The 24800-nt window shown below is 39.1% G+C and carries 18 protein-coding genes; 8 read left to right on the plus strand and 10 right to left on the minus strand.

The genetic code is table 11. The features are described from left to right. Positions 1–51: 51 nt before the first annotated feature. Positions 52–1314 carry a hypothetical protein gene (locus ACZSMY_RS15585; protein WP_289584453.1) on the plus strand — a complete coding sequence of 421 codons (1263 nt, stop codon included), beginning with the start codon at positions 52–54 and terminating at the stop codon, positions 1312–1314. 69 nt (positions 1315–1383) lie between these two features. On the opposite strand, the gene ACZSMY_RS15590 is transcribed toward ACZSMY_RS15585, so the two are convergent. The 3 genes from ACZSMY_RS15590 to ACZSMY_RS15600 form a co-directional block, all read right to left on the minus strand. Then, positions 1384–4536, minus strand: coding sequence for a DEAD/DEAH box helicase (locus ACZSMY_RS15590; protein WP_465147956.1), 3153 nt, complete (start codon positions 4534–4536; stop codon positions 1384–1386). 5 nt (positions 4537–4541) lie between these two features. Beyond that, positions 4542–5735 carry an MFS transporter gene (locus ACZSMY_RS15595; RefSeq protein WP_139088981.1) on the minus strand — a complete coding sequence of 398 codons (1194 nt, stop codon included), beginning with the start codon at positions 5733–5735 and terminating at the stop codon, positions 4542–4544. Positions 5736–5901: 166 nt separating this feature from the next. After that, positions 5902–6417 carry a DoxX family protein gene (locus tag ACZSMY_RS15600; protein WP_042529269.1) on the minus strand — a complete coding sequence of 172 codons (516 nt, stop codon included), beginning with the start codon at positions 6415–6417 and terminating at the stop codon, positions 5902–5904. A 672-nt stretch (positions 6418–7089) separates the two neighbouring features. Here ACZSMY_RS15600 and ACZSMY_RS15605 point away from each other — a divergent pair. The 5 genes from ACZSMY_RS15605 (at position 7090) to ACZSMY_RS15625 (ending at position 13037) form a co-directional block, all read left to right on the plus strand. Continuing rightward, a complete protein-coding gene (locus ACZSMY_RS15605) occupies positions 7090–8016 on the plus strand; it encodes an ABC transporter ATP-binding protein (protein WP_465147957.1) in 927 nt (308 codons plus the stop codon). A gap of 1 nt (position 8017) precedes the next feature. Continuing rightward, on the plus strand, positions 8018–9247 hold the full coding sequence (locus ACZSMY_RS15610; RefSeq protein ID WP_465147958.1) for an ABC transporter permease: 1230 nt from the start codon (positions 8018–8020) through the stop codon (positions 9245–9247). Between the two features lie 470 nt (positions 9248–9717). Beyond that, the gene (locus ACZSMY_RS15615; RefSeq protein WP_042529265.1) at positions 9718–10260 is read left to right on the plus strand and encodes a flavodoxin family protein; all 543 of its coding nucleotides are present in this window, start codon (positions 9718–9720) and stop codon (positions 10258–10260) included. A 239-nt stretch (positions 10261–10499) separates the two neighbouring features. After that, entirely contained in the window at positions 10500–11654 is a 1155-nt protein-coding gene (locus ACZSMY_RS15620; protein ID WP_042529262.1) for an N-acetylmuramoyl-L-alanine amidase, read from the plus strand. 123 nt (positions 11655–11777) lie between these two features. Continuing rightward, a complete protein-coding gene (locus ACZSMY_RS15625; RefSeq protein WP_465147959.1) occupies positions 11778–13037 on the plus strand; it encodes a hypothetical protein in 1260 nt (419 codons plus the stop codon). 90 nt (positions 13038–13127) lie between these two features. Here ACZSMY_RS15625 and ACZSMY_RS15630 read toward each other — a convergent pair whose 3' ends face one another. The 5 genes from ACZSMY_RS15630 to ACZSMY_RS15650 all read right to left on the minus strand — a co-directional run bounded on the left by ACZSMY_RS15630 (position 13128) and on the right by ACZSMY_RS15650 (position 19875). After that, positions 13128–14171 carry a ribonucleotide-diphosphate reductase subunit beta gene (locus ACZSMY_RS15630; protein WP_042529258.1) on the minus strand — a complete coding sequence of 348 codons (1044 nt, stop codon included), beginning with the start codon at positions 14169–14171 and terminating at the stop codon, positions 13128–13130. Continuing rightward, positions 14152–14598, minus strand: coding sequence for a flavodoxin (locus tag ACZSMY_RS15635; protein ID WP_339180578.1), 447 nt, complete (start codon positions 14596–14598; stop codon positions 14152–14154). Before ACZSMY_RS15635 ends, ACZSMY_RS15630 begins: the two co-directional genes overlap by 20 nt. After that, a complete protein-coding gene (locus ACZSMY_RS15640) occupies positions 14583–16811 on the minus strand; it encodes a ribonucleoside-diphosphate reductase subunit alpha (protein WP_042529254.1) in 2229 nt (742 codons plus the stop codon). The genes ACZSMY_RS15635 and ACZSMY_RS15640 overlap by 16 nt, the downstream gene beginning before the upstream one ends. Before the next feature lie 1360 nt (positions 16812–18171). Beyond that, positions 18172–18696 carry a hypothetical protein gene (locus ACZSMY_RS15645; RefSeq protein WP_339180583.1) on the minus strand — a complete coding sequence of 175 codons (525 nt, stop codon included), beginning with the start codon at positions 18694–18696 and terminating at the stop codon, positions 18172–18174. A 12-nt stretch (positions 18697–18708) separates the two neighbouring features. Further along, on the minus strand, positions 18709–19875 hold the full coding sequence (locus tag ACZSMY_RS15650; RefSeq protein ID WP_339180585.1) for a ParM/StbA family protein: 1167 nt from the start codon (positions 19873–19875) through the stop codon (positions 18709–18711). 607 nt (positions 19876–20482) lie between these two features. On the opposite strand from ACZSMY_RS15650, the gene ACZSMY_RS15655 reads away from it, so the two are divergent. Continuing rightward, a complete protein-coding gene (locus ACZSMY_RS15655; protein ID WP_465147960.1) occupies positions 20483–21730 on the plus strand; it encodes a GGDEF domain-containing protein in 1248 nt (415 codons plus the stop codon). Positions 21731–21798: 68 nt separating this feature from the next. On the opposite strand, the gene ACZSMY_RS15660 is transcribed toward ACZSMY_RS15655, so the two are convergent. Next, positions 21799–22284: a GNAT family N-acetyltransferase gene (locus ACZSMY_RS15660; protein ID WP_465147961.1), complete on the minus strand. Its 486-nt coding sequence runs from the start codon at positions 22282–22284 to the stop codon at positions 21799–21801. 84 nt (positions 22285–22368) lie between these two features. Continuing rightward, the gene (rlmN, locus tag ACZSMY_RS15665) at positions 22369–23436 is read right to left on the minus strand and encodes a dual-specificity RNA methyltransferase RlmN (protein WP_465147962.1); all 1068 of its coding nucleotides are present in this window, start codon (positions 23434–23436) and stop codon (positions 22369–22371) included. 298 nt (positions 23437–23734) lie between these two features. Between rlmN and ACZSMY_RS15670 the strand changes: the two genes are divergently transcribed. Next, the gene (locus tag ACZSMY_RS15670; RefSeq protein WP_042529245.1) at positions 23735–24754 is read left to right on the plus strand and encodes an LLM class flavin-dependent oxidoreductase; all 1020 of its coding nucleotides are present in this window, start codon (positions 23735–23737) and stop codon (positions 24752–24754) included. The last annotated feature ends 46 nt before the right edge of the window (positions 24755–24800 follow it).

Genomic DNA, 24800 nt, shown 5'->3' on the forward strand with positions numbered 1-24800 from the left:
ATGCCTCTCCTTTTCTATAAAAAATACAGGTATCTGTAAGGGGGGAAACAAATGAATATAACACTAGGGGTTTTAGGAGAAAAAACAATCGTTCAAAGAGTACAAGAAATCGCAGAACAATTTCCATCTATCGACGTCCTCCCTTTTGTATTGTCCGAATCATGCAATGCTGCAGTTCGAGCAGAGGGAGCCATGATGTGTGACGCACTTCTTTTCACTGATTACAGTGCCTACAGTGAAGCTTTAAAACAAAAGCGTCAGCAAATCATGCTTTATATCGCTTACGATGAATATAGTATTTTGTCATCTATCTTACGTATCGGACAGCTTTCTAAGAAAAAATGCATATCCATCGATTATCCGGAAGATATCAAGCACATTGATTTCAAGGATGATATCGCCATGACAGAATATGATTTTATTTCAGCCAGCTATACCAAGCAGAGTTATTTCAATGTGCAAATGCTGATTGATTTCCATAAGGATTTATTTTTGCAGAAAAAAATAGATTTAATTCTGACCTCGAGAAGAGATGTCTATAATGGGCTTTTTCAAGAAGCGTTACCTGTTCATTATATTCCAATACCTGATAAACGTATTTACCAGGCATTGGAAAAAGTAGTACGAACACTGGAAGTGCAGAAGGATTCAACCGGACTTGTAGTAACAGGTATTTTATTTTTAAAAGAAAGCCTCCCTATCCATATGCATCATCAAATACATACAGAAGTCAGAAAATATGTCAGTACATTTTGTCAAAAGTATGAGTCGATACTTTTACCGAATAAAGATAATCACTATTTTATCATCGGTACAAGCAAGCTGATTAAAGTGATTAAAGAAAACTATCGCGACTTTCCCTTTATCGAGGAGGTAGAAAAGCTTGCCGGCTGTTCTATTGGACTGGCATTTGGACTGGGATTGAATCCTCTTTCTTCTCAAAAAAATGCGTTTATGGCCCTGGAAGCCTGCCGGAATGATCGGCATAGCCTCAGTTATCTGGTTAATGAATGTCAGGAAATCATTGGTCCTATCGGCCAGCGGAAACATATCGACACCAATAAATTATTTCATGAGCTTGTTCATCAAGCCCGCCTGAACAATGAATTATCTTATCTTTTTATTCAATTTATTGTAGAACGTAATAATGAACCATTCTCATCAAACGATATTGCAATGTTTTATCAGGTCAGCAAGCGCAGTGCCGAACGGACTGTAAAAAAATTGCTGTCCGGAGAGATTATTAAAATTTCCGGCAAGGAAAGTCCCTATTCGAAGGGAAGACCCAGAAAGCTGTTCAGTTTAAATCAATAATGCCAAACAAAAAAGACGGAGCATGGCCGTCTTTTTTGTTATTTAGAAAGGAATATTCTACATTGATGTCTACAAACTTAAAAGTTCTTTAATATCATCCTCGCTTAGAGAAGAAAGCATCGTTTCTCCAGGCTGGATGACCTGATCAATTAATTCTCTTTTCTTTTGCTGCAGCTCATAAATTTTTTCTTCAATCGTGCCTTCTGTCACCAGACGGATAACCTGCACCACATTCTTCTGTCCGAATCGATGCGCTCTCCCAGTCGCTTGGTCTTCTACGGCAGGGTTCCACCATAAATCATATAAAATAACCGTGTCCGCACCAGTCAAATTCAGACCAGTTCCTCCTGCCTTCAGGGAAATAAGAAATATTCCTTTTTCGCCATGATTAAACCGTTCGCTCATTTCGACACGATTTTTAGAAGGTGTTTCGCCACTCAGATAAAAGTAGTCATGCTCTGCTGCCTCTAACCGTTCGCGAATAATGTCTAACATGCTGGTAAATTGGGAAAAGATAAGCAGTCTTTTTCCATTATTAATTGCTGTTTCCACTGTTTCCATCAGCTGCTCCAGCTTGCCGGATCTTCCTTCATAATTTTCGACGAACATGGAAGGATGACAGCAGATCTGGCGAAGTCTCGTTAACCCTGCTAAAATCTTCATTCTATTTTGCTGGAAAGAATCCTCCTGCATGGACACCGCGGCTTCCTGCTGCAGCTTCCTTAAATAACCGACATATAAATCCTTTTGATCATTTGTTAATTCGGAAATATGAACGGATTCGATTTTTTCCGGAAGCTCTTTGAGCACATCCCGCTTCAAACGTCGTAAAATAAATGGTTTTGTAATGGCAGCCACTTTGCTGGAATCAAGCTGCCTAAACGTCTTCTGGTCAGGCATTAATCCAGGCAGGACTACCTGGAAAATGGACCACAGCTCCTCAATTGAATTTTCAATTGGTGTGCCGCTTAACGCAAACCGCCGTGTCGCATGAAGTGTACGGATGGCTTTTGAAGTTTTCGTCTGGTAGTTTTTAATATACTGCGCTTCATCCAGCAATAATGTTTGGAACGTAATCTCCTGATAATAGTCAATATCCTGGCGTAAGGTTGCATAAGAAGTAATCCAGACATCCGTCTCTGCGGCGCTTTCCATTCGCTTATGCCTCTCCGCCGGCTGCCCGGTCAAAATAACCGAGGTTAAGTGCGGAGCAAACTTCTCCAGCTCACTTTTCCAGTTATATACTACAGAAGATGGAACTACAATCAAATGCGGGCCGACAGGATTCCCTTTGGATTCAGACGTAATATAGGCGATACTCTGCAAGGTCTTTCCCAGCCCCATGTCATCTGCCAGAATTCCGCCGAGCTGATACTGGCTAAGGGATTTAAACCATTGATAACCAACCTTCTGATAGGTTCGCAAGGATGCCTGCAGGTTTTCAGGCAGTTCATAAACCTGTTCCTCCGGCGACTTCAAATGGCTTAACAATTCTCTGAAATTCGAATCATACTGTTTTTTTGTATCGAGCAGCTCATCCAGCTGGGCGCCGCGATATACCGGCATCTGTACCTGACCGTTCTGAACGGCATCCTTATCCATTCCTAATCCGTCAAAAAACCGCTGAATGGAAGCAAATTCTTCCGTATCCAAATCCAGCATTTGACCGGAATTCAAACGAAAATAGCGTTTCTTTTCAATCACTGCCTGAAGAACTCGATTAATTTCATTATCATCTACTCCATCAATGGAAAAACCTATTTCTAATAAATTATTTTGCCCCTCCATGCGGACACTCGTGCTCGGCTGCGGATCATAATCAAAGAACAGCCTTTTAAAATCGCTTGACAGAAACAGTTCTACATCCTTATCTAAGGAAGGTAAAATCTTATATAAGAAATAATAGAGGTCTTCTTCATCCACAGACATATAAAGTTCTCTGCCATTATATTTGAAGTTTGCTTCTTCGATATGCTGCATAATCAGACTTTCTTTATCCACGTCCCGGATCAGCATCACATCCGAATCTTTTTTTCCTTGAAATGGATCAATCACATGTGTGCCATAATGATATTCCAGACGGCCAACAATTAAATCCTCCCGCAATTCCAAGTAGCATCTTGCTTTTAACGGCTCCTTGATGACCTCATCTGCAATACGTTCATCTAATTGAACCTGGCCGACTGTCTCCAGCGCCGGCATAATTTCAGAGAGAAAGGTATCTGTCTGTTCAACAGGAACATCAAAGTAAATATTCTCTAAACGAAACATTTCCAATTCCTTCAAAACAGGGACTTGCTCTCGTTTAGGAAAATAGAAAACACCATCTAAAAATAATACATCATAGTTAGGAAAGAATGTCATTTCATTTCCCTGCTGCAGATTAAGCGAGATATGCTGGTCGTTTTTCATAACGTCAAATTGAAAAGGCAGTTCCCCATCAACGATTTGCACCTCTTTATATTCTTCCCGCTCCGTTTTCACAGCCGCTTCCCGTTCCATTAATTTATATAATAAATTTTTTGCAAGCACCGGCGGAATCAGAAGATACCTTTCACTGCTTCTTTTCCCTGCATAATTATAGGAATCATACAGGTCAGCACTCTTGCTTGCCTGATACAGCAGCTCAAAAATCTCTTGATCTGCTTCTTCCACGACATGCTTCCCTGCTTGAAATGTAAACTTTTTAGAGAAATAATGATCTCTTTTTCTAAAATAATTTTCTAAGAAGTCCGCTGCATTCTTTACCACATAGCGGTGCTTCTCACCAATTTTCAATTCTACCTGCAAGTGTCTCAAATAAGACCAGCTTACAATATACTCTACCTTTACCGGGTGCTGATAAGAAGCGTTTTCTGTGACACTTCTCGTTCCCCGGATAGCTTCCATAAAACGATTTAAACGATAGTGATTTACTTTTGGCTTCACATCACTGTTTTCATAGCTTTGAACTGCTAATAAAGCGGCTACGATGTGCTTGCAATAGCCGTACACCTCAAATGCAGGACAATCGCAATGCATGTCGATGGAACCCTGCTGCAAATCATTGGTATTCACTTCTACAAAGTAATCCTCTGTACCCTGGACTGTTGCCGACCAGGTCAACTGATTCGGATTATACATTAAATCCTTTACTTTATTGGTTCTAAAGTAATTCAGACCACGACGGTAAAAATTATCAGGAAACGCATTTTTTATATTGATATCTTTAATTTGTTTCAAATCTGTTAACCCACCTTTATGTTGTCAGATGATTTCCCAAGGGCAGTAAATACATAAATCAGGATGGAAATAACGATAGAGCCTGCTGCTGTTAAATAGATAGATGTATAGTTAAGCATTGCTGCAATCTGCCCGAACAAAATTGCCCCAACGCCGACTCCGAGATCAAAACAGGAAAAGAAGGTCGCATTTGCCATTCCTTTCCGGTCAGCTGGCGCCCGATTGACCGCCCATGCCTGCAGGGCAGGCTGAACTGCCCCAAATCCCAGCCCAAATAAAGCTGCTGCTGTCAATAAAACAGTTATGTTGGGCAGCCAGGCTAAGAGAAGCATAGACAGGAATATAAGCGAAACTGCCGGCAGAAAAATCATTTTATGACCTTTTCTATCGTATAGTCTGCCCGAAAACAGCCGCGAAACCATAATAAATACTGCGAAAATAAAGAAATAGATTTGAATCCCCTCTACGCCTCTTTCCTGCGCATGCAGAGGCAGAAAAGTCGCTATTCCGCCAAATGCAAAGGTAATAAAAAATAGCAGAATTGATGGCTGCAGTGCGCTTTTTTCCAGTACGTCAAAGCGCGCAACCTTTGTTTGATGAGCCGGATCAACTTTTTTATAGCGGATGCGCATGGCAAAAAGAAACGCCACTACACCGCAAAATGCACATAGTAAAAAAAGCTGCTGATAGGAGATAAGCACAACCAGTGTCAGGCCTAAACTTGGCCCGAAAGACAACGCAATATTTCCGGATAAACCAAAATAGCCCATTCCTTCCCCTCTCCGCTTTGGCGGGATCAAATCGGTTGCTATTGTTCCTCCGGCTGTTGTTGAAAATCCCCAGCCGATACCTTGAATAATTCGTATTATAATTAAAATTAAAATGCTCGCTGTAAACGCAAATGCTCCTACAGAGAGAACAAAAATCCCTAATCCGATTAAGTAAACAAACCCTCTCCCCTTATTTTCGAGCGCATGCCCGGCATAGGGACGTATCAGGAGGGCAGAAAACGTAAAAATACCTACAATAATACCTACCATTTGGTCGCTTCCGCCAAGATCCTTCACAAATAGCGGTATGGTAGGGATAGTCATTTGAAAACCTAAGAAAATAAAAAAGTTCGCTATCCAAATATATAAAAAATCCCGCGAAAAAATCTTATCATCCTGCGGGACGTTTTGCGCTTGAACCGACGACATAAACATCCTTCTCTCATTTTGTCATTCCTAAGCTATTATACAGGAGTTTCTCAGCAAATAACATGAAAAGAATTTAGAGGAGGTTCTTCCTTCTCATAAAAAATACAGGAGAGCGGGGGTTATCCCGCTCTCCTGTATTTTTTATATTTTTATTTAATCCACTGCTTTAAGCTGCATTGGTTTCAGGTTGTTTTCCTTTTCTTACGCGTTGATTCCAGGTTTCTTTAAGATAAGGCATTACCCAGCGGTCCAGACCATATCTTCCAGCATTTGCACCAGCGATAGCAATGAAGATTCCTAAGATAGCCATTTGCGGGTTTGTAGAGAACGTTCCGCTTAGCAAGAAAGAGAAGTTCATTACAACGCCCATAAGTGCAGCAAGGTTTGTAAAAATACCTAAGATTAGTCCAAGTCCAACCAGTACTTCTCCCCACATAACGAATACAGAAAATAGTCCAGCGTTCGGAATTGCTACCGTTTCAAGAAACGTTGCCCACCAGCCCTGTACAGCCGGATTTTCTCCAGTTGTTTGTGCAATAGCACCTTGCAAATAACCACCTGCATCAAATTCACCGCCTACAATTTTGCCCCAGCCAGAGGTCAGCCATCTAAATCCAAGATAAAGTCGAATAATCACCCAAAGCCCCGCAACGTACTTGTTTGTTCTTAAAAAGTTCATCATGTCAATCTCTCCCTTTATTTAATAAAATAATTTGTTTTTAACTTGTTCATTGTTTCACATTTATTTAAAGAGGATATCCTTTAGTACACTTTTATAATATCATGCAGATATGTATCCGTAAATACTAATTTGTGAATTTGTTCACATTTTATTCCGAATATGAACAAATGATGAAGGTAAATTATGGATAATCTGTATTTGTGTGAACACGGATATTTATAGCTCTTTTCTTTTACTTTTCAAACTGAAACACACTCCTCATGAATTTTAAATATGTACATTTCCCTACACCATTTCATAGTAAATTAAAAATACCGCATATTAATGGGCTAACACCAAAATCTATGATTGGAAAATATACTTAAATGTGATAAAAACAACTAGCTAGCGACGGTTTTGACAGGATGAGTAATCGCAGAGGTCGCACTAACCTGGCAACATTGCCGCGATTACTCATTCCATCGAAAAGATTTGTACGTCGGAAAGCGGAGTGGTTGGTTGCAGGAGCTATGCACAATCATCAATTCCAAAAAGGCAGGAGGATGACGGACAATTCTCCGTAATAAATTACCAGTAATAATTAATTTTTTGAAACCATTCAAACAGTGTTTCCGTACAATAAAATAAGAAGAATTTTCCGTTTTTATAATGGGATGAACGAGGAGTGTTTATATGAAGACCTTATTAACCGTTCAGAACCTTAAAAAATCTTTTAAGGATAAGGAAGCTTTAAAGGGAATTTCCTTTGAAGTAAATCGCGGCGAAATCATGGCTATATTAGGGCCAAACGGGGCAGGTAAATCTACCACGATTCGTAATATTATGGGTATCATGTATCCGGACAGCGGGGAAGTTCACTTCCATCAGCAGTCGGGAGAAGCCATTCCTAAATCTAAAATTGGTTATCTCCCTGAAGAAAGAGGCCTCTATAAAGATGTCAAGGTGATGGATATTCTCTTATACCTTGCTGATTTAAAGAATTACCCTTTAGATAAAGCAAAGGAACGCATCTTAACCTATTTAAAGAAATTTGATTTAGAAGGAAAGGAAAACACCTCTGTCGAAGAGCTCTCCAAAGGAATGAGTCAAAAAGTACAATTTATCGGTTCGATTCTTCATGAACCAGACCTGCTCATTCTGGATGAACCTTTTTCCGGTCTCGATCCAGTCAGTCAAGAGATTTTCAAAGATGAAATCGCTTCTTTAGCTGCAAATGGAACGGCCATTCTGCTTTCATCACATCAAATGAATCTTGTGGAGCAGATGTGTGACCGGCTTTTTATGATACAGCATGGACAGAAAGTAATTTATGGCACTTTGGACGAAGTTAAAAAGCAATATGCCAATTTCAAATGCATCTTGCATGGTGAGAATCCGCCCGCTCTACTGGAGAAGATCCCTGAAGTCGACCGGATTGAACATCATGGCAGCCGTTCGATTCTCCAGCTGCAAAAAGGAGTTATTCCTCATTATTGGCTAAAGCAATTACCTGCAGAATTAGATGTACAAGAGCTACATATTAACCGTATTTCTCTGCACGAAATTTTTATTGATATTGCTACAGATAAGCATCTTATCTCTCAGGAAGGAGGTGCCTGAAATGCAGAACTCGCTGAAAGTAGCAAAATGGGAAATAAAACGAAATTTAAAAAATAAAACATTTGTCATTGGATTATTTATTACACCGGCTTTATTTATTTTATTCTTCTTCCTCGCCTCTTTATTTTCTTCAGATTCAGATGAAGCTGAAAATATGACAGTCTATGTAAATGATGACATAGGAATATATGAAGACATCGAGGCGGTTAATGAAGAACGTGATTTTGGCTGGGAGCTTCACCCTACTGATACATTAAAATCCGAAGTAACAGAAGTGAATGAGCCTTATACAGCGTATCTGTTTATTAATGAGCAGTCCTTGGAGGAGAACCGAATCGCCACTTATACAAGCGAGGAAGCTGATCCATTATTTCCTGGGCAATTACAGGCGTTAAGCGGACCAGTCCAGGTAATGAAAGCGAAAGACTCTGGTCTCAGTGAACGGGAAATAAACCAGCTGCTTGAGCCTGTGTCCTTTGCAGAGGGCACCAATCAGGATGAAGCAGCGACAAGCGAAGGCAGTGCGATTGCTTCCCTGGAGGATCCTTGGGAAAGTATCCTGCCAGGTGTTTTTGCCGGGGTAATTATGCTTTCCATCACTTTTACAGGGATGGCTATTTTTCAAAGTGCTTCCCAAGAGAAAAAAGATAAGATTGCAGAAATTATTTTATCCTCTCTAACACCATCCGAGCTGATGCAGGGGAAAATTATCGGTTATTTTATCTTAGGTCTTATTCAAGTTACAGTCTATATTGCGGTCCTGCTGCCATTTATTATCTGGCAGACAGATATCCCGTTTTTAGAATACCTGCTTGTTCCAAGAACGCTTCTATTTGTATTTATCGCTCTTTTGAGTTATCTGATGTTTGCAGCCATTTTCGTCGGTGTCGGCGCAACCATGTCGGATGTGTCCAGTGCTGGTAATCTGCAAGGGTTTGTAATGATGCTTCCATTTTTGCCATTTATCATTATTGGACCGGTAATCAGTAATCCGGATGGTATCCTTGCTACCGTGAGCACCTACATTCCATTCACAGCACCTTCTGTATTGCTCATGCGGTTGACCATGCTGGATGATTGGCCTTGGATAGAAATTATGATTGCCTTTGCTGTGATTATTTTAAGTATCCTTCTTTTTATGAAGATTGCCGGAAAAATTTTCAAAGTCGGAATTCTTTTATATGGAAAGAACGCCACACCAAAAGAGATCTGGAAATGGATTCGTATGTAGAAGCTAATTTCGAGTTCACCACCATGGCAGCACCCTTTTTCAACGCTAGAACGGAATACAGCCGATTCTAATTAAGAAAGAAATATCACGCGATGATAAAACAGAGACAGAAGCAGTTCATCCTGCTCTCCTGCCTCTGTTTTTTTCGTTCATGCATACACTGACAAGGTCATACATATTCTTTATCATATTGTTTTTTTAAGTGAAAGTCTAAAAATCTTCATACTAAATAAATGATAAAATCACTTCCATTCATTGCAAGCTGCTATCTTTAATTCCTCTCCCCCGCTTCTTCATTTATCATGGAGAACTGCCCGTAAACCCCGCCTCACCATAAAGAGTGAATTTAAATTTAATCAAGCGGGAGAGAACAGATATGGACTACCTGAATCACTCAGGCTAATTCAGCTGGAGAGGAGCAACAACTCCTGCTGCATGAAGTTTCGTTTTATTATAGAAGGAGGATGTTTATGAGTACGATTGTGTTCCATGGATCCACCCGTAAAAACAGTAATACAGAAATATTAACCTATGAAGCTGTCCCTAAAAATCAGGGCACGCACGTTTATTTACGTGATTATATTATTCATCCCATCATTGACCAAAGACATGACAGAAATGGATTCACACCAGTAAATGATGATCATACAAAGCTTATTGATATGCTTTTAGAACATGATACACTTGTTTTTGCCACCCCTATTTATTGGTATAGTATGTCTGCCCTTATGAAGCTGTTTATTGATCGATGGTCACAAATCTTAAGAGATTCCGATTATCCTGATTTCAGAGAAAAACTGTCTCAAAAGAAGGTATATCTAATTATTGTTGGCGGTGACAACCCATTTATTAAAGGACTGCCGCTTATTCAGCAATTTCAATATATATGTGACTTTTATAAAATGCACTTTGCAGGATATGTAATTGGAAAAGCCAGTAAACCCGGTGACATATTATATGATAAAAAAGCTTTTAAAGCTGCTTCCACCCTGCTTTCTTTTACGGATGACTAAGTTTACAATCCTTACCGATTGATGTCTCCAATGGATATTTATCAATCATATATAAATAATTCTCTTAATGAAAGAATTATTATTATTTTCCCAAAATAACTACTTAATCCTAAATGAATCTAAAAATGCTAGTCTTATTTAATTATTTTTGCCTTTCCAGGTTTAAACTCTTCTATGTTTAGGCTATTCTATTAGTATCCAATCATGTAATTCATTTTAGTCATCTAGAGGAGGATTCAATGGAAAAGAAAACAAAGAAGATTTATCTATTGGCTGCAATATTATTTATACTTAGTTTTTTCTTGCCGAATGCAAGCTTGGCAAATGGCGACAGTTATGAAGTAAGTTCTGCTGTGTTAAACATCCGAAGCGAGCCGTCTAACGATGCGTCTCTGGTTGGTCAGTTTACAAAGGGAGATAAGGTGAATGCGTTTGACGAACAGCATGGTTGGGTTCAAACTTATTATGGCGGTGAACCTGTATGGGTCGCCAAACACCATCTGATTTCAACTGGCGACTCGAGTCAGGAAGCAGCTCCAGCTGCAGAAGAAACAGTAAATGAGGAACCGGCTGCAGAGCCCGCTGTAAATTCTTCCGGGTCAGTGACTGTTTCTGCTGACAGCATTTATGTCCGGTCCGGCCCGAGCACATCAGATACCATTATTTCCTATGCTTATCAGGGAGATTCCTTTGATGTCAACGCTGCTTCAGGAGATTGGATTGAGATTTCCTTAGGCAACGGCGAAACAGGATGGATTGCTTCCTGGCTGACAACGGACGGAAGCAGCAATGAAGAAGCAACAGAAAATACTGCTCCAACTGTCGAAGCAGCTCAGACACAGTCCAGCAGCTCTGGTTCTCTATCCGGACACACCATTGTCATTGACCCTGGTCATGGCGGGAAAGATCCGGGAGCCATCGGATTAAATAATATCTATGAAAAAGATGTTGTCACCTCTACAGCAGATTATGTTGTGCAGCAGCTGGAAGAAGCCGGAGCAAATGTAATCGTGACCCGAAATGGTGATTATTTTGTTTCATTAGATGAAAGAGCACGAATCAGTAACAGCTATAATACCGATGCTTTTATCAGTTTACATTATGATAGTTTCTCTGCTGTGCCAGTGAGCGGAGTAACAACTTATTACAATTCTGATTCTGACACTGCTTTAGCCAGCTCACTTAACAGCACTCTGTCTTCTACTGTTTCTCTGCCATCCAGAGGCACACAACAGGCGGGATATAAAGTGCTCGAAAACACAAATGCGCCATCTGTGCTGATTGAACTTGGCTATATTACCAATCCGCATGACCTGACCGTTGTGCAGACGGGTGACTATCAATCTAGCGTAGCCCGCGCAATTACCAATGGACTTATTAATCATTTAAATTAATTAGGATGAAACGGCTTCGAAAATACTTCGAAGCCGTTTTTTCATGCTGATGCATTTCTTTAGAATGAGAAGATAGCATGTTATACTTTAATCAATCTATAAGTCAAAAAGCGAGGTATACCTATGCATCCTGCTGCAAAACAAATAATTGAAACAACACGTGAACAATTTCAACTGACTGATTTTTATTTAGAAAGCTATGATTTCCTTCCACATGAAGCGAATCAGATTCATTTAAGTATGACCTGGATTCCAAACGGCTTAGCAATAACCGATGATTTAAACCCAAATGGAACTGTCGTAATAGCTGTGGATATCAAATCTAAAAAACTGACCGAAATTATTTTTGTAGGGAAAGAAAACCGGTTGTCTGCTGAATTATTTCCACAAGTGGATAACATGGAATCAATGATTGAATGGATAGAAGAGCAGACTCAATTAGAATATGGCAGACAGTTTAAGCTTGTAAATGAAACAAAAGAAAAAATCGTTTTCCACGCTGCTGTGGATAATATCAGACTTTTTCCTGGAGGAACAGTCACGATTTCTTTTAATGAAGAAGGAATGTTATCAAGCTTTTACGTACATGGAATGTTTGCAGATGAATCACAAATTCAATGGGAGCCCTTTAATTTAGTAGATGAGGTTATCTACCCTTTGGCAATGCAGCATTGTAAGCTTATTGAAGTCCCAGACGAATCGACTGCTGCTTGGAAGCCATACTATGTTATATCCAGTTTCCTTGTTTCCAATCAAAATCCGGATACTATTATCTATTTCGATCAAGTAGAGAATAATCTTTCTTATACCCCTCTTGATACAATTTTAACTTGGGAGGAGCCTTCTACAGAGAAATTCGAGAAAAAGGAAATCGATTTAAAACATGTATTTACCGAAGAAGAAGCTTTTCAAAAGGAAAAAGTCACCGATAATAACCTGCCTATTCCAGATGATACCGCAGAGAAAATGGTGATTGAAATCACGAATATGCTGCAGAAGGAGTTTCCAAATGACAGCGGTCGTTGGCGCTTAACTTCTGTAAAACGGGAACGAGGCTATTTATTAGCAAGGTTGGATCCTGCAACACCTACACCAAGGGTTCTTTATCCATCCTTGAAGCTGTTAATTCATCCAGAAACATTACAAGTTGATAATTACGTGGATACAGAGGCGCTATTGGATGCTTTTGATTTCCTTGCAGATGCGGAGGCCGTAAAAGTGGATGTCGAAGCAGCTGCCGGACATTTATGCGAGCATATCGAAGTAGAACCTGTATATGTTTATGATAATCAAACGAAAATGTATCAATTATGCGGAAAGGTAACAGGCGGTTCCTATGCTATCGATGCCGTTACAGGAGAACTATCCACGATAGACGAGTAGTGTTGTGAATAAGTTATAAATTTATCCACAGGTTATTTTTCTGAAATACGAAAGAAGCTTTTACGTTATATAACGTAAAAGCTTCTTTTCTTATAAGTCATCAAAACCGTTTAAATCACTAGTTTTCGTATATTGACGTGATTTCTGTTCAAAGAAATCCGTTTTTGTCCCATCCACGTTATCCACATATGCACGAATCCATTTCATAGGATTATCCACATGTTCTGGATAAAGTTCTTCTAATCCCATCATACGCAGCATTTTATTGGCACGGTATTTGACATAGCCGTCCAGTTCATCCATATCAATTCCTTCCACACCTGCAAGCGCATAATGTGACCATTCTAATTCCAGTTCAACAGATTGATGGAAATGGTCATAAACCCATTGAATGAATTCTTTATTATTATGCTCCGGATTCTCAGCTAATGTAGCCCGGAACAGTTCTGTAATAAAGCGGCCATGCTCCAATTCATCACGGTTGATATAGCTGATCATCGTGGAGGTCCCTACCATTTTATTCTGTCTCGCCAAATTATAGAAGAAAGCAAATCCAGAATAGAAAAACATTCCTTCTAACAGCGAAGTATATACTAATGTTTTAAGGATATTTTCTATTGTCGGATTTTCCACGAACGTATTATATTGCTCTGTTAACAGTTCGTTCCGTTTCATCAATAATTCATCTGTTCTTCCTAATTGAAATGATTCATTCTGTTCATTCCAGGAAACGACAGAGGATAGTACATAAGAATAACTTTCATTATGCACTGCTTCCTGTTGCGCGATAACCGCCATAATTGATTGGACAGAAGCATCTGTTGCATAGAGTGAAATCAACAATGCTGTTCTTGTTTGCGGTGCATCCAATGTGGATAACAGCCCAATTATTTTCAAATACGCATCCTGCTCTTCTTCAGACAGGGTGGGAAACTGTTTTACATCACTAGACATATTTATTTCATCGGCCTGCCAATAGTTTCCGACAAGTCGTTTATATATTTTATACCAATGTGGATAAGCAATATCATTCCAATTTAGAATGCCACTTGATTGGCCTCCAAATACGCCAGTTGATTTATTTGGAAAACGCGGTTCTAACGTTTTAGCACGCTCAAGCGTAACTTTTTGCATGATTCAGCACTCCTTCTAACCACTGTTCAATCTTATTCTCCTGTGATCCACGCGGCGATTGTTCGATTTTAAGAGCCGGATAACTGCTTCCATAAAAATGGGCTAATTTATCTGCAGCTTTGCAAAACAAATCATCCCCGCCAAATTGTGTATCACCAGTTCCGAAAATAACCATATTTCCGGGTTTATATCCTACTTCTATAACAAAATCCTTTACCTCATCTGGTGTAGCTCCTCTTTCCCAAGTGAAGGTACCCAAAAATACAAGGTCATAATCAGCAGGATCGTTGAGTGCATCGATGCCGATTCGATGCCACTCAACTGTTACCCCTTCTTTATTTAAATAATCCCCAATATACGCAGCAACTTCTTCTGTATTACCACTGTAGCTTAAATACGCAATGAGAATCCTCAACTTTGACACCACTCACACTCTTCGACATCGTTGGATGTGGAACGGACATAATATGTCGTTTTTAATCCTTCATTCCATGCCTGTAAGTGTAAGTCGAGTAATACAGATGCGCGAATCGTATTCGGTACATAAATATTAAATGATAAACTTTGATCAATATGACGTTGGCGTTTTGCATTCTGACTGACAGAATAACGCTGGTCTACAATATATGCAGAACGGCGATAAATATTATACGTGTTATGATCTAAAGCCGGCGCTGTAACAGGTATTTTAAAATCCTTCTTTTCTTCATGATAGAACACTTGGAAAATCGGGTCGATACTTGCTGTCGAACCAGCAATCATTGCCGTTGTAGAGTTCGGTGCAACAGCCATTAAATAACCATTACGGATTCCATTCTCTTTGACTTCTTCTTTTAATGCAGTCCATTTAGAGTCTGTATAGCCTTTTTGGTCAAAATAAGCACCTGTGCTCCATTTACTTCCTTCATAAACAGAATAAGCACCTTTTTCTTTACTTAACTCCATACTGCTTTTAATCGTTAAATAAGCAATATTTTCGTAAAGTTCATCTGCATATTGAACAGCTTCTTCTGTTTCCCAGCCGATTCCTTTTAGCGCAAGAAGATGATGCCATCCAAACGTTCCAAGACCAATAGCGCGATATTTTTGATTTGTAATCGTTGCCTGCATAATCGGCAGCGTATTAATATCAATCACATTATCCAGCATTCTTACCTGTATCGGAATCAGACGCTCTAATACATCATTGGAAACAGCTCTTCCAAGGTTGACCGAGCTCAAATTACAAACCACATAGTCTCCAGCTTGATATTTTCTTACAATTGTATTTTCACTCTCTAAAAATTCTTCTACAAATTCAGTAGGCGACTGATTTTGTGTAATTTCTGTACACAGGTTCGAGCAATAAATCAAACCTTCATGTGAATTTGCATTTTGACGGTTTACTTCATCACGGTAGAACATGAAAGGCGTGCCAGATTCTAACTGAGAACGCATCAAACGCTTCATAATTTCAATCGCCGGTACTTTTTCTTTTGATAAATCTTCATTTGCGACACATTCTTCGTATTTTTGACGCCATGAACCATTTCCTTTTTCTTCATCATAAAAGTCCTCTAGAGAATAGCCCATTACCTGACGTACTTCATGCGGATCAAATAAATACCAATCGCCGCGGTTTTCAACCTGCTCCATAAAGTAGTCCGGCAGGCATACGCCAGTGAAGATATCATGCGCACGCATGCGGTCATCCCCATTGTTAAGCTTCAAATCAAGGAATGATTCGATATCACGATGCCATACATCTAAATAAATCGCAATCGCACCTTTACGGGTTCCAAGCTGATCCACGCTGACTGCTGTATTGTTTAACTGTTTGATCCATGGCACAACACCGCTGGACATTCCTTTAAATCCTTTGATTGAGCTGCCCCGTGCACGAATTTTACCCATGTAAACACCGATTCCGCCGCCGTTTTTAGAAAGCTTGGCAATATCGGTATTACTGTCGTAAATCGCCTGCAGGCTGTCGTCTACAGTATCAATAAAGCAGCTGGAAAGCTGGCCATGTGTTTTTCCGGCATTGGTTAATGTTGGTGTCGCTACAGTCATATATAGATTACTCAACGCCCAGTAAGCTTCCTGAATATATTCCACCCGTTTATTTTGCGGTTCATCCTGCATTAGGTGCATCGCAATAATCAGCCAGCGCTCCTGAGGAAGCTCAAATACACGCTTCTGATGATCCGTTGCTAAATACCGTGTAGCAATGGTATAAATCCCCAAATAGTTAAATAACCTATCTCTTTCCGGTACAATCAGGCTTCCAATTTGATCAATTTCTTCTTTTGAGTATTTTTCCAGAAATGAAGGTGTATAAATGCCCTCATCGGTTAACATGTTAATTAAATGATAAAAGGAACCATATTTTTCTCTTTCGTCATAGCCGCGGTTGGCAGCAGCTTCTTTATATAAATTCTCCACGTAAATTCGTGCAGCTGCATACGTCCAATCCGGATTTGCTTCATCTATATTTTCAAGGGCTGTCTGAATAATGGTATCATTCACTTTCGTACTGGAAGTAACCCCCTGTGTCTGCTTTTCTGCTTTTTGAAACCAAGCATCAGCATCTACTTTCAAACCTTCTGATGCACGATTGATTTTTTCTTGAATCGATGTCGGATTAATAATAATGGTCATTTTTATGCCTCCTGTAATCATATGTATCTATTTAAAATCAATTTATTTATCATAATAAAAATAAACTTATACTCTTCCAACGGCTTTACTGCTTATTTCTCCAAAATAATAAGCGCCTTGTGAGGTAAATCTGCTGATGAATGAAATGATAAAAAGTAATCTGTTATCCGTACTATATATAGTAGATTACTCCATTTTAAATACAATCAGTTGATGGAGGAAACCAAGGTTACAGCAGGCTTCACCATTTCAGCAATTCAGACATTACCCTGACAAGACACAATATGTAGTGCTAAACGTTTTTTGTTTCGCCTATATCTTGTATTAAACACTATCATAGATTATTCAACTACGCAAGATTTTAATTCGAGATAGGATGTTATAACTAAAATCTGTTTTTGTCCAAAAAAACAAATGATTTCTGCACTATCTGCTTAAAATAGCAAAGGGGGAACAACGTATGGTTAACGTTATTTTTTGAACCGCTCATACTTACGATTCATTTATCATACAGCGAATAAGATTTTTTAATTGAATGTAACGTGATATATTTAGTTGAAATAAAGATTTTAGCTTCTATCTGCACTCCGGAAATACACTACGCTAGTTAAAGTGCTTATTATAGAAAAAATTAATTTTGTCAGATGCAAAAGATAGATTAAATAATTCAACTTAAATGGATAGATATAAAATTTCTATCAAAAATAGAATCCGCTAATTTTTATTAAACTCAAGTTCTCATTATAGCTTAATTTAATAGAAATAAAAGTATTTAGAAACGATTTTTATTGGCAATTTTTTATCCACATTCACCCCTGTGGATAATGGGTGGATAACCAAAAAGTTATCCTTTAGATTTCCACAGAATTATCCCCAGATATGTATAAATAAAAGCGGGTTTTATGATAGCATAAGAAAAATCAAGAATATCACTTGGCCTTTAAAACATCGGTGTTCTCACCAAAGAGATGTCCGCTACGACGGTTTTCGATGGAGCGAGTAACCGCAGTCCCAGCCTCAGTGGGAAGACCCCGCAGGAAAAAAAGTGTTCTTCTTTTTTACCCTCGGGGCATAAGTGCGGCTTTAGCTCTGTCTGCGCCTGCCGGCTTGCCAATCGCTAAGTCTTCTTTTCACCCTCGGGGCATAAGTGCGACTTTAGCTTTGTCTGCGCCTGCCGGCTTGCCAATCGCTAAGTCTTCTTTAAAGGAGATGAGCTCGGGGGCCATGGAAAGCGTAGTGTATTTCCGAGGCCTAAGATTACTCATTCCATGAAGCCCGTTGGAGCGGCTATCCTCAACATTTTATTTCTTACTCTTATAAAAAAGGAACAGCTCCATATTTCATGGCAGCTGTTCCTTTTTTATTTATTCATACTTGAAAAGAAATCACCTAATGGGTCGGGTTCCTCTTCCTCTTTCTCTTCTTCTTCAGCAGGATGAATCATTAAATCACCTGCACTTAAATCGTCCATAGTCCAATCTTCCTGAAGGCTTTCTTCCTCTATTTCCGATGCGGTGCTGCTTGGTTCTTCTATCTCTGTAAATAGATTTTCCACTCCGCTGTTCATAGAAGTTAATAGTGCCGTTGCCCGCATAGGATCGGATAATAATTGATATAGAATCGTCCCGATCAGAGCTTCTGAGTGCTCATGCTTCAACCAGCTTTTTTGTTCCTTTGTCAGCTGTCGGGGGAGCGGAATCGTAACCGTCTCCTTTTCCCTTACTGTCATTTCATTGACACCCTTTAGAACGAAGCTCGCAATTTTACTGGAGAAGTTTCTCCGTTCGGTTTCCTTCAATTGCTGCAGTTGTCTTAGTAAGTAGTCAGGAGTATCTGAAGGAATTCGAAATGTGATTGTTTGTCCTCTTTCGATATTCTTTCCCATAGAATAATCACCTTACTTCGCTTTCGTAGTCTTCTCTTCCTTCTCAACCTTTTCATTCTTCTGCACAAAATCGGTAATTAATTTATAATACGCATTAGCCATCATCCAGATGCTTTCATTCTCATCTTCAAAGAATTCAATATTGTAGCCTTCCAGCTTATTATTGATCGCTTTGATGTAATCTTTCAGCACCGCAGAGCCGCCACCGACAAAATAGCAAATTTCTGTCTGGGAATTCCTGCTCCACACGTTCCGCAAATAACGATATTCTTTCTTGGCAAGCTCCAGCAGAATATGATCTGTTATATCATGAACATTCGTACGGCTTCCTTTGACCATAATATGATTACGATTATTTTTTCTGGTGATAATATCCACGACATCTCTTCTGCTGTCCAGTTCTACACCGTGTTTTGACCTGATTTCTTCACGAATTTGTTCTAATGATTCGGAAACACCGATATTAAAACCTTGTGCTTTATCGTCATCCACATTTCTATTGCGAATAACAGCAATATCTGTGGATAACCCGCCAATATCTTGAATTAAAATTTGTTTGTCAATTAATTCCTTGTTGATAACTTTTAAGTCATTATCCATGATTAAATTGACGTATGCAGCAAAACCTTCCGGATATACTTTTACTTCATCAAATTTAATATTTACTTTTTTCCCCTGGTGCTTCGGAGTAACTAAAAATTCTATCTGATGTACAGAGCCCAATAGACGGGAACGATAACCCACATCTTTTCCTTCTTTTACTTCTCTAAGCGGTAATCCTGTACCTAATGTATAAAGTGCATCATAAACACCGTTTTTCTCTTTAAATGCTTCACTTGATACAGCATCTAATGCTAATGAAGCAAGTAACATAACTAATGTCTGATCTTCTTCTGATTTACTGCTTCCTGGATCCAGTTCCTGAGAGTTGGTTGTTTTAGTAGCCAGATTTCCTACTCTGTAAACAAGGTTATTTTCGGATAGGGCAGGGGAGTGGATTCGGATATGAATATTATCCAGTACTTCCTTCGTATCTAATTCTTCAATTCCAATAACGGGCCTGTCTTCTAAATCAGGTGCTACCACATTGGGTATGTAGTATTCATTTTCTAATTTACCAAAATTCCCCTTTAAGGCATCATTTCCAACATCAATTGCTGCAATTCTTGACTTTGTCATTTTCCATTCTCCTTTCAAAATTACGTTTCTTCTATATAATACAACATAAAACGAATGAGCAATCTATCTAGACTTCCATTCTATCTAATAGTTATCTTCTTCGATAAACTATAACTCTAGCATAAACACATCTTCTCCATCCATCAAGTATTTTAGCGAAATGTTTACATGTTTGTTTTTTTGTACACTTTTATAAACCCTATCAAATCAATTAATATACCTCATTGTTTACAAGTAAACATTTTTGTATCCGGTGTAAACAATATTGTTTTCTTGTGTGCATAATTGTTTACTAATGTTTTTCTACCTGTGAACTCTACCCTCTTTTTTACAAAATCAAAATTAATACTTGTTAAATATTACAATTTTCTATAAAATATAACTGAATACATATGAATATTACTAACTTAGAATAAGTAAATATTTGTATTTTATAGTTGGTGGGAAATGTAAAAACATCCTTTATTTACTTATATCTATTTAAATTTGCGCAGCTATGATTCTACTTGCCATATAATTAGGTCTAATTCACCGCTTCTTTTTTACTTGGAGTATCATACCGGTGGAAAATCCAATTACTATTCTTTGAAATGGAGAGGTTCTTATAATGGTCCGATTATACCTGCGTATAGTGATCCTATCGATTTTTACCATGGCTGCTCTGCTTTCGGTCAGTTATGGTAAATTACTTCTGGATGTAAACTCTTATATTTTGATTTATTCCATCTACCTTCTCTTTTCTATCCTTTTTGTCCACTTAAGGACACTTGTTAAGGCTGGAAAAATGAATATTGATTACAGTATTTCCTATAGTTTTTCCCTCGTTTTATTAGCAGGTCCATTAGGCTTATTTCTATTTGAAATTGCAAATCGATTTTATGTATATTTTCATCGGAAAATCACCGGTACAGCAGATGAGGACGAACTGCTGCATACCTTTTATAATATTGGTGCGCCGACTTTATTCTGTACGATTGGATTCTATGGTTTTCATATTATATATCCTGCTGTACAGGGCCTCCCCTTCTCGTTCTGGCTGGTTGTGTTCTTTTTAATTATTTTAATGGATGTTATTTCTTCCTGTTTTTTAATATTAATCATGCTTGTTACTAAAAATATGCATTCGAAACAGGAAGCATTTGAATTTATTACCGGGCGGAGCATGCTTGATTTGCTTAAAACAGCTTTGACAAACGGGCTGCTTTTCACATTTATATCTGAAGGCCAATGGGAAGCAGTGATTGCTATTTTCCTATTGAGTTATATCGTAGGACGCGCCGGGATATTTCATACCAAGCTTTTACTCCAAAAACAGGAAAGCGAACGATTTAAAAAAATGGCCTATACCGATTTTCTAACGAATATTTACAATCGGACCTATCTGAATAAAGTCATGCAGGAGTTAGACGAGAAGGAAGAAAATATTGCATTAATTATTGGTGATATTGATGCTTTTAAATCTATCAATGACACATTTAATCATGTTGTCGGCGATAGTGTCATCCGGCACTTCGCACAAATACTGCAAAAAAATATAAATTCCAGTGATTATGTATTCCGTACTGGCGGAGAGGAGTTTACCATTATTCTCAGGAATAAAACCTTTGCGGATTGCCAGCTATTCCTAAATGAATTAAAAGATACTATTTTGGATACTCCTGCCCAGACAGAATTCCGGTCTGAAGCTGTCAGCATCCCTTATACCGCCTCATTTGGGATGTATTATATCCATAATAATCGTCTGACGAAGCTTAAGAATGCTTATTTACAAGCTGATGAATTGTTGTTAAAGGCAAAAAACAGCGGGAAAAATCGGATTATTTCTATGGATGGCAGGTTAAACAACAAGAAATAACGTATTACTTTGTGCACCGGGCATAAGAAAGGGCAGCTTCGTTCCATTTTAACGAAGCTGCCCTCTCTTTATAATACCTTGATATACCACCGGTCCATAGCCGAGTGTTCGCTTCCTTCCAAAGGTTTCTCCAAGGATTGAAAGCCATATTTTTCATATAAGCTGCTCGCTGCCTCCAACTCATGTCTTGTTTCTAGATAGCATTGTTTAAAATGCACAGAAGCATAGTCCAGAGCCGTTTTCATTAGTTTCCGGGACAAACCCCTTCCTTGGGCTGCGGGAGCCAAATAAAGCTTCTGCAGCTCACAAATAGACTGCTTTTTATTATATATACCTATTCCAACACCGCCAACGACTTCCCCATCCAGCTCCATTACCCAATATTTATCCTTTGGCCGTGCTTGATAATAAGAGCTTAACTCAGCGAGCTGCGGGTCTGTATAGGCTGTTCCTTCATGATCGAGATGATGTTTTTCTAAGGAGCTCTTAATAATCGCTTCCATAGCTTTATCATCCTTAGCTTCGATTTCTCTGATGAGAACTGATTTATCCAATACATTACTCCTCCCCCGGCTATCCTGCCCCATTTATAAAGAAAGAAGCTGCCCTGTCTCAGAGCAAGCCTCTTTCACTGTATATTAAACTGCTTTTGTCTTTTTGATTTGCTTACTGCGTAATTGACCGCAGGCTGCATCAATATCCGCACCATTCTCCCAGCGGACACCGCATTGAATTCCTTCAGCCTTCAATGTTTCATAAAAGGCTTGGATATTCTCTGAACTGCTGCGCTGATAATCTATATGCTCATCGACCGTATTATAAGGAATTAGATTCACGTAAGCTAAATGACGGTGGTTCCTGATCAGCTTAGCCAGTTCCAATGCTTCCTTCTTATGATCATTGACATCATGAAGCATGATGTATTCATACGTAATCCGGCGATTCTTTTTCTCTAAATAGTAATCTACTGCCTTCATCAGTTTTTCAATTGGGAAGGCACGGTTGATTTTCATAATTTGTGTACGTAATTCATTATTTGGAGCGTGTAAAGAAATAGCCAAATTGACTTGTATCGGGTCATCTGCAAATTCATACATTTTATGTGCCAGTCCACTTGTCGAAACTGTAATATGACGTGCACCGATATTTAATCCGCCATCATCATTCACAATGTATAGGAAATCCATTAAATTCTTATAGTTATCGAGCGGCTCGCCAATTCCCATCACTACAATATGGCTGACACGCTCTTCTTCCCCGCGCTCATCCATATGCTTTTGTACATTCATAATCTGCTCGACGATTTCCCCACTGTTTAAATCACGGCTCTTACGCAGCAGCCCGCTTGCACAGAAAGAGCAGCCAATATTACATCCTACCTGTGTTGTCACACAGACAGATAATCCATAATTAAAACGCATCAGGACCGTCTCAATCACATTGCCATCTGCCAGCTTGAATAAAAATTTAATCGTTCCATCCTTTGACTCCTGGCGAATTTCTTCAGCCATTGTATGCAGGACAAAATTTTCCTTTAAAAGATCTATCGTTGACTGATTGACATTATTCATATCTTCAAAGCGGTCAATCCGTTTTTTATATAACCAGTTCCACACTTGCTCAGCACGAAAACGTTTTTCACCATGTTCCATTAACCACGACTGCAATTTTTCATATGTTAATCCGTAAATAGATGAATGACTCATCAAAAATACCCTCATTTCATTTTTTCTGCTTTCCCTATATTACTTGATTACGACCAGGTTAGCAAATAGTTTTCACATTCTTTTCATTAGATGAATCAAGAAAATCACTTGGTTTTTAAAACACCGGATGTTCTTGCCAAGGAGATGTCCGCTGCGACGATATTTGATAGGACGAGTAAACGCAGTCCCCTCCCCTGAATGAAGAGGCAAAAAGTAACTTCTTCTGACGCCATAAGTTTAAACATTGGACGCTGCCCTAAGAAACCTTTATCATTTTTATTAGTGAAGGAGGGGTTTAATGGATACTCAATCATACAAAAAGTTTCAAAATATACCTTTATCTGTACTCGATCTCGCACCAATTATCGAAGAAGGAGATGCTAAACAGGCATTTCAGGAAAGTGTCCGTTTAGCACAGCATGTTGAAAAACTGGGATTTCACCGCTATTGGTTTGCAGAACACCATAACATGAAAGGAATCTCAAGCTCAGCAACCTCTTTATTGATCGGCCATATTGCCGGGCACACCAACTCCATCCGTGTCGGTTCAGGCGGAATCATGCTGCCAAATCATGCCAGTCTGGTCATTGCAGAGCAATTTGGCACACTGGAATCCCTTTATCCGAATCGGATAGACTTAGGATTAGGCCGTGCACCCGGAAGTGACCAGGCAACCGCTTTTGCCCTGCGTCGCACCCTTCATGCCGGCCCCGAGGAATTTCCGATGCAAGTCAATGAATTGCAGGATTATTTTTCAAGCAATCCAGTTTCCCGAGTAAAGGCAATACCTGGACAGGGCTTAGATATTCCGATTTGGCTGCTTGGTTCCAGCGATTTTAGTGCACGATTAGCGGCGGAAAAAGGCTTGCCATTTTCATTTGCCAGCCATTTTGCACCTGCATATACCGTTCCTGCATTAGAGCTTTATCGTGAGCGGTTCCAGCCGTCTGAAGCGCTTGATAAACCGTATGCAATGGTTGCAGTCAATGTCATTGCAGCAGATACTGATGAAGAAGCAGCTTATTTGGCTACCTCTCATCAGATGCAATTCTTAAATCTGCGAAAAGGAATAGAATCTAAACTGCAGCCGCCCGTTGAGAACATGGATGCCGTCTGGTCTCCAGCAGAAAAAGCTGCTGTACAAGAGTCTTTAAGTCCGAAGACAACTATTATCGGCAACAAAGAAACTGTCCGTAAAGGGTTAGAAGCATTCCGTAAAGAAACAGATGCAGATGAAATTATAATCACCTCACAGATCTACGGTATTAAGGAAAGACTTTATTCCTATTCTATCGTAGGCGAATTGATGAGTGAATAATAGATAACGTCAGCCAGCTTGATCAAGAAGTTATTTCTTGTTCAAG

The organism is Oceanobacillus sp. B139/18, assembly GCF_055524595.1.

What these genes read in the sequence shown, in the direction of transcription:
- ACZSMY_RS15585 (WP_289584453.1), top strand. Translation starts at nt 52, where the DNA reads ATGAATATAACACTAGGGGTTTTAGGAGAAAAAACAATCGTTCAAAGA.
- ACZSMY_RS15595 (WP_139088981.1), bottom strand. Translation starts at nt 5,735, where the DNA reads ATGTCGTCGGTTCAAGCGCAAAACGTCCCGCAGGATGATAAGATTTTT.
- ACZSMY_RS15600 (WP_042529269.1), bottom strand. Translation starts at nt 6,417, where the DNA reads ATGATGAACTTTTTAAGAACAAACAAGTACGTTGCGGGGCTTTGGGTG.
- ACZSMY_RS15605 (WP_465147957.1), top strand. Translation starts at nt 7,090, where the DNA reads ATGAAGACCTTATTAACCGTTCAGAACCTTAAAAAATCTTTTAAGGAT.
- ACZSMY_RS15610 (WP_465147958.1), top strand. Translation starts at nt 8,018, where the DNA reads ATGCAGAACTCGCTGAAAGTAGCAAAATGGGAAATAAAACGAAATTTA.
- ACZSMY_RS15615 (WP_042529265.1), top strand. Translation starts at nt 9,718, where the DNA reads ATGAGTACGATTGTGTTCCATGGATCCACCCGTAAAAACAGTAATACA.
- ACZSMY_RS15620 (WP_042529262.1), top strand. Translation starts at nt 10,500, where the DNA reads ATGGAAAAGAAAACAAAGAAGATTTATCTATTGGCTGCAATATTATTT.
- ACZSMY_RS15625 (WP_465147959.1), top strand. Translation starts at nt 11,778, where the DNA reads ATGCATCCTGCTGCAAAACAAATAATTGAAACAACACGTGAACAATTT.
- ACZSMY_RS15630 (WP_042529258.1), bottom strand. Translation starts at nt 14,171, where the DNA reads ATGCAAAAAGTTACGCTTGAGCGTGCTAAAACGTTAGAACCGCGTTTT.
- ACZSMY_RS15640 (WP_042529254.1), bottom strand. Translation starts at nt 16,811, where the DNA reads ATGACCATTATTATTAATCCGACATCGATTCAAGAAAAAATCAATCGT.
- ACZSMY_RS15645 (WP_339180583.1), bottom strand. Translation starts at nt 18,696, where the DNA reads ATGGGAAAGAATATCGAAAGAGGACAAACAATCACATTTCGAATTCCT.
- ACZSMY_RS15650 (WP_339180585.1), bottom strand. Translation starts at nt 19,875, where the DNA reads ATGACAAAGTCAAGAATTGCAGCAATTGATGTTGGAAATGATGCCTTA.
- ACZSMY_RS15655 (WP_465147960.1), top strand. Translation starts at nt 20,483, where the DNA reads ATGGTCCGATTATACCTGCGTATAGTGATCCTATCGATTTTTACCATG.
- rlmN (WP_465147962.1), bottom strand. Translation starts at nt 23,436, where the DNA reads ATGAGTCATTCATCTATTTACGGATTAACATATGAAAAATTGCAGTCG.
- ACZSMY_RS15670 (WP_042529245.1), top strand. Translation starts at nt 23,735, where the DNA reads ATGGATACTCAATCATACAAAAAGTTTCAAAATATACCTTTATCTGTA.